We start from the raw sequence: 13,410 nt of genomic DNA on the forward strand, positions 1-13,410 counted from the left end.
TCTCCTCCTGCAATCCATTCTATTCCTGTGACATTTATTCTCATTTTATTATACACATATTAATTATGGAAGAGGAAAGAAAATGACCTAGAACGAAAGCACAAAACGTTTAGATTCTCTTTAAACATAGAAAAAGGCAATAGTCTGAGCCATTGCCTTTTTTCTCTATTATAAAAAACTTATATTAATACGCTCATTACAGCTTTTACTGCTTCAGCAGATTTATCAAGTGCTGCTTTTTCATCAGCTGTTAAATCAAGCTCGATGATTTGTTCGATACCACCAGCACCAAGGATTGTTGGTACGCCCAGGTAAATACCTTCATAACCGTATTCACCTTCGAGGTAAGCAATCGAAGGAAGGACACGACGTTGATCTTTAAGTACAGCTTCAGTCATTTCTACTAGGGACGCAGCTGGTGCATAATATGCAGATCCGTTTCCAAGAAGTTCAACAATTTCTCCACCGCCGGTACGAGTACGAGCAACGATTGCTTCTAAACGGTCAGCTGGGATTAATTTTTCTAATGGAATTCCGCCAGCGAAAGAATAACGAGTTAATGGTACCATCGTATCTCCATGTCCACCAAGAACGAAACCAGTAATATCTTTAACAGATAGGTTTAATTCTTCTGCTACGAATGTACGGAAACGAGCTGTATCAAGTACACCTGATTGTCCGATTACGCGATTTTTAGGGAAACCAGACTCTTTATATACGGTGTAAGTCATAGCATCAACTGGGTTTGTTAATACGATAATTGTAGAATTTGGAGAATATTTGACGATTTCTTGAGTTACAGCTTTCATCACTTTTTGGTTTGTTTGGACTAAATCGTCACGGCTCATACCTGGTTTACGAGCGATACCAGCAGTGATGATAACTACGTCAGAATCAACAGTATCCGCATAGTTAGAAGTACCAGTGATTTTAGCATCAAAACCTTGAACTGGGCTAGCTTCTAACATATCAAGAGCTTTACCTTTTGTTGGGTTTTCAGCTTGTGGGATGTCAACTAGCACAACATCACCAAGTTCTTTTTGAGCTAATAAAAATGCAGTTGTAGCACCAGTAAATCCGCCACCGATAACTGAGATTTTTTTACGCGACATATTCTTCTCCTCCTTCAATATGTAATAATACAAAATTTTCCCAGATAAAGCAATGCTATATATACGATTGTACATTAAAAAAAGCAGCTATAAATTAGCTGCTTTTTTCATAAGATGTATTTAAATTAAGAATTAAAGATTTTTGATTAATTCGTCAGCGAACTCAGAGCATTTAACTTCTGTAGCGCCTTCCATTAGACGAGCGAAGTCATATGTTACAACTTTAGAAGCAATTGTTTTTTCTACTGAAGCTGTAATGCTTTTCGCTGCTTCATTCCAACCAAGGTGTTCAAGTAAAAGTACACCTGAAAGAAGAACTGAAGATGGGTTAACTTTATCAAGACCAGCGTATTTTGGAGCTGTTCCGTGAGTAGCTTCGAAAATAGCGTGTCCAGTTTCGTAGTTGATGTTAGCTCCTGGAGCGATACCAATACCACCAACTTGTGCAGCTAGTGCATCAGAGATGTAGTCACCGTTAAGGTTCATTGTAGCTACTACATCAAACTCTTTTGGACGAGTTAAGATTTGTTGTAAGAAGATATCAGCGATAGAATCTTTTACGATGATTTTACCTTCAGCTTCAGCAGCAGCTTGTGCTTTGTTTGCAGCGTCAGTGCCTTCAGCTTCTTTAATTTTGTCATATTGGTTCCAAGTGAATACTTTATCAGCGAATTCAGTTTCTGCTACTTCATAACCCCAGTTTTTGAATGCGCCTTCTGTAAATTTCATGATGTTACCTTTATGAACTAAAGTTAAAGATTTACGTCCTTCTTTGATTGCATAGTTAAGTGCAGAGCGAACAAGACGTTTTGTACCTTCTTCAGATACTGGTTTAATACCGATACCAGAAGTTTCTGGGAAACGGATTTTGTTTACACCAAATTCATTTTGTAAGAAAGAAATTAATTTTTTAACTTCTTCAGAACCTTGTGCATATTCAATACCAGCATAGATATCTTCTGTGTTTTCACGGAAGATTACCATGTCAGTGTCTTCAGGACGTTTAACTGGTGAAGGTACACCTTCAAAGTAACGTACTGGACGTAGACATACGAATAAGTCTAATTGTTGACGTAATGCAACGTTCAATGAACGAATTCCGCCACCAATTGGAGTTGTAAGAGGTCCTTTAATAGCGATTAGATACTCGTTGATTACATCAAGAGTTTCTTGTGGAAGCCATTCGCCAGTTTGGTTGAATGCTTTTTCCCCAGCAAGAACTTCTTTCCATTCGATTTTCTTTTCGCCATTGTATGCTTTTTCTACTGCTGCGTCTAATACGCGTACAGCTGCTGCCCAAATATCAGGACCGATTCCGTCACCTTCGATAAATGGTACTACTGGATTGTTTGGTACGTTAAGTACTCCGTTTGTAACTGTGATTTTTTGTCCTTGTGTCATGTCTATACCTCCGGTTCAAATTCAAAGGTTAGTGGCTCTTTCCAAATTGGCGAGCCAGCTAACCTTTTTTTACTCACATGTATTAATTTACTACAAATCAGTCGAAATATTAAACAAATTTTTTAAAAAAATTGTATTTTATTAAAAAATTTTATCGTTCATCAACTGGTACGTATTTTTGCATACCTGGTCCATTGTACTCTGCACGTGGACGAATTAAGCGGTTGTTTGCATATTGCTCAAGGATGTGAGCGATCCAACCAGACGTACGACTTACAGCAAAGATTGGCGTAAATAGGTCATGCTCGATATCTAAGCTGTGGTATACAGATGCAGAATAGAAATCTACGTTTGGTGGTAGATTTTTCTGACCAGTTACTAATTCATGAATTTTAACAGACATTTCGTAGTATTCTGGTTGACCAGTAAGCTCAGTTAATTTTTGTGACATTACTTTAAGGTGTGGCGCACGTGGGTCACCTTTACGGTATACACGGTGTCCAAAGCCCATGATTTTTTCTTTATTTGCTAATTTTGCGTTGATGTAAGGCTCAACATTTTCAACAGAACCGATTTCTGTAAGCATTTTCATAACTTGCTCGTTTGCTCCGCCGTGTAGAGGTCCTTTAAGAGCTCCGATAGCAGATGTGATACCAGAATAGATATCAGAAAGTGTAGCTACACATACACGTGCAGTGAATGTAGAAGCGTTTAATTCATGGTCAGCATGTAAAACTAACGCTTTGTTGAATGCTTCTTCTGCGATTGCAGATGGCTCTTCTCCACTAAGCATGTATAAGAAGTTCGCAGCAAAGCTTAAATCAGAACGTGGAGCAACTGGATCTAAACCTTTACGAACACGTGAGAATGCAGTTACAACTGTTGGGATTTTCGCTTGAATGCGGATTGCTTTACGATAGTTAGCTTCGTCGCTCATTACATCAGCTTCTTCATCATAAAGTGCAAGTAAAGAGATTGCCGTACGAAGAGCTCCCATTGGGTGAACTTTATCGATTGGGTATGATTTGAAGTGGTTAAGAACTTCTGCTGGAACTTCTGCGTTGTCAGCAAGTTGTTGTGTTAACTCTTCTAATTGAGCTTTATTTGGTAATTTTTTATGCCATAATAGGTAGATTACTTCTTCAAATGTTGCATTTTCTGCTAAATCATCGATGTTATAACCTACATAAGTTAATGTATCGTCGATAATTGAACTAACAGATGAAGTTGCTGCTACAATACCTTCTAGACCTTTTGTTGCTGTCATATTAAATCTCTCCTTTTTTAAAAATATTCCCCTATGCCCATTACTTATTGCGTATAAATATAGCGCCTCTAAAAAGGAAGTATATAACCGCCCATATACATTTTAGAAAAACCTCGCCTTCTTATTGAAAGCGTTCACATTAAAGATAGACTATGCTATGTATTCTACCTATCGTTCACTTGCCGTTTTCTAAAAATCAAATATGCGTTTTACTTTTCCTAGCGAGCGCTTGATCAATAACTGCCTGAAACGCTTACAAGTAATCTTCGCATCCATTAAAATAATTCGGACGCTTATTTATCATTTTTCAGCAGTTACATGTTTATTATAAACAATAATCACTTTTTTGGGAATGAAAAGCATTGAAATTGTGAAAAAATTATTATTTTATTAGAAAAGCTCACCCATATTCTGCCTTTCCCGCTTCATAAATTGTTGTTTAAAGCCAGTCAAATGAATGATTCCGTATGCTCCTAAAGTATCCCCATTATTTTTTATTAGTTCATAAAATCAAACAATTTCATGCATATATAAGCGATTCCAGCCCCTATTAACGGGCCCACTGCCACACCTTTGAATAAAGCAACAGCTAGAATTGTACCTAAAACAAGCGCCGTCGTAATATGTGGATCATGCTGTAATAACGTTAATCCGTTTTTAGCGATTAAAGCAACAGCGACTCCAGATATAAGAGCAATCCAAGCATAAGGAGACTTAATGGCTTCTCCTAATTCCTTAAAGCCAATCGCACCGCTTGCAATTGGAACTAATACGGCAATCGTGATGATTGTAACTCCCAGGTTAATTCCCTTTCCCTCTAAATAAGGGAATATTTTTGTGTCCAGCATAAACAATTTCATCAATAACAAAAAGCCTGCCGCAACCATTAGCGATGTATTCTTGCCAAGCCAGCCAATAATTCCAAGCAACAGTAAAAACAAAATCGGACCCATTCACTCTCTCCTTGCTTCCCTTAAATTATTATTTCAACATAACAAAAAAGTGTGTTTTTCAAAAATTCCTTAGATGAAGCAACCGAAAAATCTACTCGCTTCGCCAGTTAAAACTTTCCAATTTTTCTTCCTATCGTTACAATTATATAATACAAATATTTTATAAGGGGGAGAAGCTTTGAATTCCGTCTATCTTTATCGTTTTATTCGATGTTTCTTCGTCATTGCATTAATTAGTTTAGGCTGTACGGCTCTTTTTTATTTATCAACTTATACCTACCCATTCATCATCGCCGTCATATTGGCCTTCTTTATGAATCCGCTCGTTACCCTTCTTGAGAAAAAGGCACGATTGCCAAGAAGCCTTGCTGTATTACTCTCTCTTTTGCTTATCTTTTCTGCCTTAGCTGGACTTCTTACATTACTTATTATTGAAATGGTCTCCGGTACAACTTATTTAGCAAGTGTACTTCCAACACATATTGAAACCTTTGTTACATTCATCGAAAACTTCATCGCTCAAACCATTATTCCTTTTTATAATGAAACCGCCACCTTGTTCAACAGACTAGATGTTGCCCAACAGGATACAATCATGGAAAATGTTCAACAGATTGGCCAATCTATCACTACAGCCGTCAGCGAATTTATTCAATTTATTTTAAAAAATATCCCAGCTATTCTTGGGTGGTTTCCAAATACAATAACAGCACTTATTTTTTCCTTAATGGCTACTTTTTTTATTAGTAAAGATTGGCATCGTCTTGGAGGATTAACGGCTAAATTTCTGCCTTATAAAGTGTCTTCTCGTGCAAAAAGAGTGGTCCATGATCTGAAACGAGCTTTATTTGGCTTTGTCCGCGCTCAATGCACATTGATTTCTTTAACAACGATTACCATTTTAATTGGGTTATTAATTATGCGAGTAAACTATTCTATTACAATTGCCTTAATTTGTGGTTTCATTGACATTATTCCCTATTTAGGAACGGGGACTATCTTTATTCCTTGGATGATTTATGAAGTAATGACTGGAGATGTTAGTTTTGCCATTGGGCTTGCTGTCCTGTATATCATCGTCGTTGTACAACGGCAACTCATTGAACCGAAAGTTCTTTCTTCAAGCATCGGTATTGATCCATTAGCTACACTTATTTCTCTATTTATTGGGTATAAATTAATTGGCTTTTTAGGATTAATTATCGGTCCAATCATCCTTGTGATAATTAACACCTTGCAGCGTGCCAACGTGTTTACTGAAATTTGGACATTTATTATTGGATCAAAAAAAGAGTAAGGGGTTCACTCTACAATAGAGTTACGCCCTTACTTCAATACATACTATTCCTTTGTGAGTAAGGTAATAGACACGACATAGTAGTTCATTCTTCACTACTATAATTAGTAGGCAAGATTACCATTCATCATTATTTATTAGTTGTTTGAAATTGTTCCGCCTCTGTTGAACCAGCAAGTGCTGTTGTAGAAGACGTTCCACCAGATACAACTTGTGCTACTTCATCAAAGTAACCAGTTCCAACTTCACGTTGGTGACGAGTTGCTGTGTAACCGTCTTTTTCACTTGCGAATTCAGCTTGTTGAAGCTCTGAGTAAGCCGCCATTCCGCGCTCTTTGTAACCTAAAGCAAGATTGAACATGCTGTGGTTTAATGAGTGGAAACCAGCAAGTGTAACGAATTGGAATTTGTATCCTAACTTACCGATTTCTTTTTGGTAGTTAGCAATTTCTTCATCGCTAAGTTTAGCTTTCCAGTTGAATGATGGTGAACAGTTATAAGCAAGTAATTTACCAGGGAATTTCTCATGAATTGCCTCAGCAAAGCGACGAGCTTCTTCAAGGTTCGGCTCAGACGTTTCACACCAGATAAGGTCAGCATATGGTGCATAAGCAAGACCACGAGCAATCGCTTGATCAAGACCAGCTTTTGTACGGTAGAATCCTTCTGGTGTACGTTCACCAGTGATGAACGGACGATCAGCTGGATCGATATCATCAGTAATTAAATCTGCAGCGTCAGCATCTGTACGTGCGATTAAGATTGTTGGTGTACCCATTACGTCCGCAGCTAAACGAGCAGAGATTAAGTTACGTACAGCTGTTTGAGTTGGTAGAAGAACTTTCCCACCTAAGTGACCACATTTTTTCTCAGAAGAAAGTTGGTCTTCGAAGTGAACGCCTGAAGCACCTGCTTCAATCATACCTTTCATTAATTCGAATACGTTAAGTGCTCCACCGAAACCAGCTTCTGCATCGGCAACAATTGGTGCGAACCAATCGATGTCTGTATTTCCTTCAGAGTAAGAGATTTGGTCAGCACGTTGTAATGTTTGGTTAATACGCTTTACTACTTGTGGTACAGAGTTTGCTGGGTACAAGCTTTGGTCAGGGTACATTTGACCAGCAAGGTTTGCATCCGCAGCCACTTGCCAACCGCTTAAGTAAATTGCTTTTAAACCAGCTTTTACTTGTTGCATTGCTTGGTTACCTGTAAGTGCACCAAGTGCGTTAATGTAATCTTCTGTATGAAGAAGATTCCATAATTTTTCTGACCCACGACGAGCTAATGTATGTTCAATATCGATTGATCCTCTTAATTTGATAACATCTTCAGCAGAATAAGGGCGAGTAATCCCTTTCCATCTTGCATCGTTTTCCCAGCTTTGTTGTAATTGTTTTGCTCTTTCTTCTCTCATGATTAAATTCCTCCTAATTTTTATATAAAATTATGAAACTATTTAACTACTATGAAAGGTGTTCATATGCCGGATTTGTTAAAAAATCGGCAAAGTCATCAGCTAAACTCAATTCTTCAAACAGCTTGGCGGCTTCGATGAATTTCCCTGTTGCGAATGCTGCTTCCCCTATTTCCGCTTTGATGTTTTCTAATTCTTCTTGTTGGATCGATTTGAATAGCTCACTTGTAATGTCTCGACCATCCTCAAGAATCCCTTTCGGATGATGAATCCATTGCCATACTTGCGCTCTTGAAATTTCTGCTGTCGCGGCATCTTCCATTAAATCGTGAATAGGAACCGCTCCTCGACCGCATAACCAAGAAGCAATATATTGAATACCAACATTAATGTTAGTACGTAAACCACTTTCAGTGATCGTTCCTGTTGGGACTTCTAGTAAGTCCTCTGCTTTTATTTGTATATCCTCACGTTTACGATAGATTTGGTTGGGTTTTTGAACAAGCAAGTCAAATACTTCTTTTACAATACTGACCATGCTAGGGTGGGCTACCCATGTTCCATCATACCCATCTCTCGCTTCACGTTCTTTGTCTGCACGCACTATAGCAAAAGCTTTATCGTTCTTTTCGACATCACCTTTCACTGGAATTTGTGCAGCCATTTCACCGATTGCCGGAGCATTTCGGTTGTGACATGTTTGAATTACGAGCAAGGAATATGCTCTCATATTCGGTACTGTCATCGTAACTTGTGCCCTATCCGGGAAAATACCATGATTATAGTGACGGAATTTTTTCAAGAAGCTGAATATGTAATCCCATCGCCCACTATTCAAGCCAGCTGAATGTTCTTTCAATTCATATAGAATCTCATCCATTTCAAAAGCAGCTAAAATTGTTTCGATTAGTACAGTTGCTTTAATTGTACTTTGTGGGATTTTTAAATCATTTTGTGCATAAACGAACACATCATTCCATAGTCTCGCTTCAAGATGATTCTCCAATTTGGGAAGATAAAAGTATGGTGCTGTCCCTTTTTCCAGCAATGCTTTTGCATTGTGAAAGAAATAGAGTCCAAAATCGAAAAGGCTGGCTGAAATCGGTTGGCCATTTAAAAGCACATGCTTCTCTTCTAAATGCCATCCTCTAGGTCTTACTGTTAAGACAGCTGTTTTTTCGTTTAGTTTACAGAACTTCCCATCTGAATTTTCGAAGGTAATCGTTCGACGAACTGCATCTCGTAAATTGATTTGACCTTCAATGCAATTCGACCATGTAGGCGAATTCGCATCTTCAAAATCAGCTATGAAAAGATTAGCACCTGAGTTCAAAGCATCGATTATCATTTTCCGCTCAACTGGTCCAGTGATTTCTACACGGCGATCTTGAAGATCTTTCGGCAGTGGATCAATCGTCCAGTTATCTTCACGGATATGTTTGGTTTCTTCTAGAAATTGAGGTACTTTACCTTGGTCGATTTCTTCCTGAACTTTCATGCGTCTTTCTAAAAGTTCTTTTCTTCTCGGACCGAAATAGCGTTCAATTTTTTCAATAAATTGTAGTGCTTCCGGTGTAAGAATTTCATCAAAGCCAGGTTTCATCTCCCCAATAATTTCTAGACTCGCTACTTTGGTAACCATATCGCTTTCTCACATCCCTTCGGAGCTCCCCTCATGTTATAATACAGTTTTCCTTTCCCTTGTTTGTATTATATAACACACTCTTGGTATTTGTCACCACTTTTTTCTAAAAATTTATAATAAATTATTTTTATGGAAGAATAGACCGACCAAAACCTTTATATATCAATATTTTGCGACACATTTCGTTTTCTATCTTTCCTAAATATATCGAATTTTCGAATAAATTTAAAGTGTATATCCAAATTTGTAACTTTATGTAATAAAAAATATAAATCCACTTTATTAAACAATTCTGCTTTGTTAAACAATATTGTTCATCAATAGTGTTCTATAACACAGCTACTCATTAAAGAAAGATGTGTCATACGACTAGCCAAAGGGCATATATTGATTCGCAAAAGAAAAGACCTGAGATACTTCCTCTCGGGTCTTTTCCTTTCTAGCAGTCATTCCATCAACAATTCATTCTCATACTTATATTTTGTTGTTCTTCCATGAACCGCTTCAAAGACGACAAAACACTAACCATTTATCTTCAAAAATTCTTCTCCCAAATGAGTTCTACTGACACTTGGCATATGAATACCATTGTCTCTTAAATAATCAATTGTATGTACCATAAATGCAGTATGATTCTCATCAAATGGAACCTCTTTCATCATTACTTCAACAGGATAGTAAGCGATTAAGCTTTTTACCACTTCTGAAGCTATCGTATTGATTTAGATGCCCTCCTAAGACTTTTTTATTTTCATAGCAGCTGTATAAAGATCTTCCAAACGTTTGGTTACATGCTCAAACCCATGGTTTGATTCCACAAACTTCCGGCCCGCTTTCCCAATAGAGTCTGCTTCTTTCTTATTCGATAATAAATAGGAAATAGCATCCGTAAACGCCTCAGGATTCGAATAATCATCGATAACAATTCCATTATGAAGATGGTTAACAATCTCTGTGTTCCCACCGCGATTCGTCGTAATAACCGGTAATCCAGCACCCATTGCTTCATAATGAACACGGGCAAGGGGCTCCTGCCACTGGGAACTACATACAAAAAGATCTCCAATCAAAAAATGAACAGGAATTTCGCTTGGAGGCAAAAAGCCAGTAAAAATGACCTTATTCTCACCTAACGATTCAGCAAGCTGACGCAGCTTTAATCCGTACTCATCAATTGTATCATCACTAAACCATTTACTTCCTACGATTACTAATACAGCATTATGCTGTTTTTTGAAAACTCCCTTCATTGCTTTTAAAAGGATATCAGGACCTTTTACAGGACTTAAGCGACCAACAAATAAAATCACTTGCTTATCCTCTACCCCATACTTCTGACGCATTTCCTTTCGTGAATTTTGTACCTCCTCACTCCAAATTGGTTTATATTTTTTAAAATCAACTCCTGAATAGACAGCCTTCACCTTACTTTTTGCTAATGGGAAGCGAGCGGTAATCGTTGTTCCAATATACTCGCTAATCGTCATAATTTTATCCGTAGCTCTAATAACCAAATTTCCCATTTCTGTAGAGATTTTATTTTCTTTAAACATTTCATTATGAAGACTCAATACAAACCGACTCTTTGACATGGCAGTCTTATAGATAAGAACATCACGAGGACGATTGAATACATGTATAACATCGTAATATTCTTGATTTACTTGTTTTTTTGATAACTCTCGAGCCACATTGAAAACATAATTCTCACGGGAAACTCGAATATACTCTACACCATTTACGATTTCTCGGTCAGGAAGGTCAGGGTCTGTAATACAGAATATCGTCAAATCATGATTTTGACTTAAGTGAGGCGTCACTCCATCGATAAGCACTTGAATCGCTCCCCCTCTTAATGGGGGAACGGTCAGCATTTCCGTACAAATGAATGCAATCTTAATGTCGAACATCTCCTTTCTATAACATGATGATTAGTAAAAAAACAGACTTCATATTAAAATATGTTAATGATTCTTTTATTTGACTGTTAATCTATGACTTTTCCAAAGACTATGCTGTCCGCTTCCTCATATCTGATATACAAAGCGGATATAATCTACTTCTTTAGCCAAACCCTCTTTTAAAGAAATATTTGGGTTATAGCCTAATAGCTTTTGCGCATTAGAAATATCAGCCCATGTATGACGTGGTTCTCCACTAACAGTTTCCGAATAGTGAAACCTTGCTTGTTTTCCTGTCATTTGTTCAATTAGAGCAATTACTTCATTAACAGTCGCTCGTTCCTTTCCACCGATATTAATTGTCTGGCCAATCAATCCTTCCTGGTAAGCAAGAGGAAAAATCCCATCAATACAGTCACTTATATAGGTAAAATCTCTTGATTGGTTTCCATCTCCAAAAATCGTTACTGGTTCTCCTTTAAGAATTTGAGCAATAAATCGATGGAACGCCATATCAGGACGCTGTCTCGGCCCATATACAGTAAAGAACCGGACCGTTACAACAGGAACGTTATAACTTCTCAAATACACATGACATAAATGCTCTCCTGTAAGCTTTGTAATTCCATATGGAGAAAGAGGTGTAAGATAGGCATCTTCTGTTACTTTTCCTACTTTTTCACCATACACAGAGGATGTTGAAGCATAGATAAATTTTTTAAGAGGTAGGTCTTTCGCGGCTTCTAAAAGACGTTGGGTCACTAAAATATTGTTCGTAACATAAGGATCAAAATCTTTTCCCCAACTCGAGCGGACACCTGGCATTCCGGCTAAATGATAAACCACATCAACACCAGAAAGCATGCTCTTTAAATCAACGGTTAATAAATCTGCTTCTGTTAATTGAAATCGCGACTGTTGCAAGAGGTTTTGTACGTTGTATTGTTTTAACTCTCTAGGTGTCGGCCCGATAAATGTATCCACTCCGACCACTTCATTCCCCGGATCTGTTAGTAGCTTTTCGCATAGATGAGAACCAATAAATCCTGCAGCACCCGTAACTAATATTTTCATGAGCGAGCCACTCCAATATATCTTAATCCACATTGCTCGACAGACTCTGGGTCAATACAGTTTCTAGCATCGACTATGCAATGACCGTTCATTAATTTTTTTATTTCCACCCAGTCCAGCTGTTTAAATTCATCCCAGTCAGTAGCGATAATGATGCAGTCCGCTCCGGTAATAGCTTGGGTGATATTTTCATATTGAATTACATTCTCTTTTTTAGCAAACGGAAGGCGAGCTTTCGGATCATACGTATGCACCATAGGGTTCATAGCGCTTAATCTTTCAATCAACTGCACAGCTGGTGAATACCTTGTATCATCTGTCTGCGGCTTAAAAGCAATTCCTAAAACAGCAACCGTCATTTCAGTAAAGCCCGGAATAACTGTTAATAGTTTTTCTATATAGTAGTCCACTTGTGTGTAATTCACCGATTGAACAGCCTGTAAAATAATCGGTGTTACCTTTTTCTTTAATGCACTGTGTTCTAAAGAACGAACATCCTTCGGAAAACATGAGCCGCCATAACCAAGCCCTGATTGTAAAAAATGTGGATTAATTCTCGGATCTAAACCAATCCCTTTTCTCACATCCTCAACATTAACCTCATACTTATCACAAATCCTAGCAATCTCATTTATAAACGAGATTTTTGTAGCTAAAAAAGCATTAGACGCATACTTAATCATTTCCGCCCCGGATAATGTCGTAACAATATATGGAGCATCTATTTTTTGATAAATTTCTTTTATAATATCGAGAGACCTTTGATCATCCTTTTGTTTCCCTACTACAATCTTATCAGCATGTAACATGTCAGCAATTGCTGTACCCTCTCGCAAAAATTCAGGGTTTGAGACAATATTAAATAATTGCGGATTCACACCTTTTTCAATCAACTTATGAAAAATCCCTTCATTTGTCCCAGGGGGTACAGTACTTTTTGTAATAATCGTTTTATAAGAAGTAATAGAATGAGCAATCAAGTCAACAACTGAATTAACGTATGTTAAATCTGTTTGACCATCTGGAGCTGAAGGAGTTCCAACAGCAATAAAAATAACTGGATATTTCCCTATATTTTCTATAACAGAGTTACTAAAAGTTAACCGACTTCTATTATTCGTAATTAATTCTTTTAAACCTGGTTCAAAGATAGGTACCTCTCCTTGATTCAGCAATTGTATCTTCTCTCTATTTGTATCTACACAGCAAACAGAATGGCCACAATCTGCGAGTACAGCAGCCGATGTTAACCCGACATACCCAGCCCCTACTACACATATTTCCATGTCTACTTTCTCCTTTCCGACAACTTCTATGTATCCTATTAACTAAAGAGGTAGCTT

10 protein-coding genes are annotated in these 13,410 nt (G+C 37.6%); 1 reads left to right on the forward strand and 9 read right to left on the reverse strand.

The window, feature by feature from the left end:
* Positions 1-179: 179 nt before the first annotated feature.
* The 4 genes from mdh to D1953_RS08910 form a co-directional block, all read right to left on the reverse strand.
* A complete protein-coding gene (gene mdh, locus D1953_RS08895; protein ID WP_119116826.1) occupies positions 180-1,112 on the reverse strand; it encodes a malate dehydrogenase in 933 nt (310 codons plus the stop codon).
* A gap of 132 nt (positions 1,113-1,244) precedes the next feature.
* Positions 1,245-2,513 (reverse strand): NADP-dependent isocitrate dehydrogenase, encoded by a 1,269-nt coding sequence (gene icd / locus D1953_RS08900; RefSeq protein WP_119116827.1) that lies wholly within the window; start codon positions 2,511-2,513, stop codon positions 1,245-1,247.
* Between the two features lie 151 nt (positions 2,514-2,664).
* Complete coding sequence (gene citZ, locus D1953_RS08905; RefSeq protein WP_119116828.1) at positions 2,665-3,780, reverse strand: citrate synthase; 1,116 nt, start codon at positions 3,778-3,780, stop codon at positions 2,665-2,667.
* A 497-nt stretch (positions 3,781-4,277) separates the two neighbouring features.
* Positions 4,278-4,733, reverse strand: a complete 456-nt coding sequence (locus D1953_RS08910) for a DUF441 domain-containing protein (RefSeq protein ID WP_119116829.1) — start codon at positions 4,731-4,733, stop codon at positions 4,278-4,280.
* Between the two features lie 178 nt (positions 4,734-4,911).
* On the opposite strand from D1953_RS08910, the gene ytvI reads away from it, so the two are divergent.
* A complete protein-coding gene (ytvI, locus tag D1953_RS08915; protein WP_119116830.1) occupies positions 4,912-6,030 on the forward strand; it encodes a sporulation integral membrane protein YtvI in 1,119 nt (372 codons plus the stop codon).
* A 130-nt stretch (positions 6,031-6,160) separates the two neighbouring features.
* Here ytvI and aceA read toward each other — a convergent pair whose 3' ends face one another.
* The 5 genes from aceA to D1953_RS08945 form a co-directional block, all read right to left on the reverse strand.
* On the reverse strand, positions 6,161-7,447 hold the full coding sequence (aceA, locus tag D1953_RS08920) for an isocitrate lyase (RefSeq protein WP_119116831.1): 1,287 nt from the start codon (positions 7,445-7,447) through the stop codon (positions 6,161-6,163).
* A 49-nt stretch (positions 7,448-7,496) separates the two neighbouring features.
* Entirely contained in the window at positions 7,497-9,089 is a 1,593-nt protein-coding gene (gene aceB, locus D1953_RS08925; protein WP_119116832.1) for a malate synthase A, read from the reverse strand.
* 737 nt (positions 9,090-9,826) lie between these two features.
* Positions 9,827-10,927, reverse strand: a complete 1,101-nt coding sequence (locus D1953_RS08935) for a glycosyltransferase family 4 protein (protein ID WP_245980000.1) — start codon at positions 10,925-10,927, stop codon at positions 9,827-9,829.
* A 192-nt stretch (positions 10,928-11,119) separates the two neighbouring features.
* A complete protein-coding gene (locus D1953_RS08940) occupies positions 11,120-12,067 on the reverse strand; it encodes an NAD-dependent epimerase/dehydratase family protein (RefSeq protein WP_119116834.1) in 948 nt (315 codons plus the stop codon).
* A complete protein-coding gene (locus tag D1953_RS08945; RefSeq protein WP_119116835.1) occupies positions 12,064-13,353 on the reverse strand; it encodes a UDP-glucose dehydrogenase family protein in 1,290 nt (429 codons plus the stop codon). The genes D1953_RS08940 and D1953_RS08945 overlap by 4 nt, the downstream gene beginning before the upstream one ends.
* Positions 13,354-13,410 lie beyond the last annotated feature (57 nt).

Source organism: Peribacillus asahii, assembly GCF_003570725.1.
Classification (GTDB): domain Bacteria; phylum Bacillota; class Bacilli; order Bacillales; family DSM-1321; genus Peribacillus; species Peribacillus asahii.

Excerpts from the sequence above, each read along its gene's own strand:
- mdh (WP_119116826.1), bottom strand. The coding sequence starts at position 1,112 with ATGTCGCGTAAAAAAATCTCAGTTATCGGTGGCGGATTTACTGGTGCT.
- D1953_RS08945 (WP_119116835.1), bottom strand. The coding sequence starts at position 13,353 with ATGGAAATATGTGTAGTAGGGGCTGGGTATGTCGGGTTAACATCGGCT.
- D1953_RS08910 (WP_119116829.1), bottom strand. The coding sequence starts at position 4,733 with ATGGGTCCGATTTTGTTTTTACTGTTGCTTGGAATTATTGGCTGGCTT.
- citZ (WP_119116828.1), bottom strand. The coding sequence starts at position 3,780 with ATGACAGCAACAAAAGGTCTAGAAGGTATTGTAGCAGCAACTTCATCT.
- D1953_RS08940 (WP_119116834.1), bottom strand. The coding sequence starts at position 12,067 with ATGAAAATATTAGTTACGGGTGCTGCAGGATTTATTGGTTCTCATCTA.
- aceA (WP_119116831.1), bottom strand. The coding sequence starts at position 7,447 with ATGAGAGAAGAAAGAGCAAAACAATTACAACAAAGCTGGGAAAACGAT.
- aceB (WP_119116832.1), bottom strand. The coding sequence starts at position 9,089 with ATGGTTACCAAAGTAGCGAGTCTAGAAATTATTGGGGAGATGAAACCT.
- icd (WP_119116827.1), bottom strand. The coding sequence starts at position 2,513 with ATGACACAAGGACAAAAAATCACAGTTACAAACGGAGTACTTAACGTA.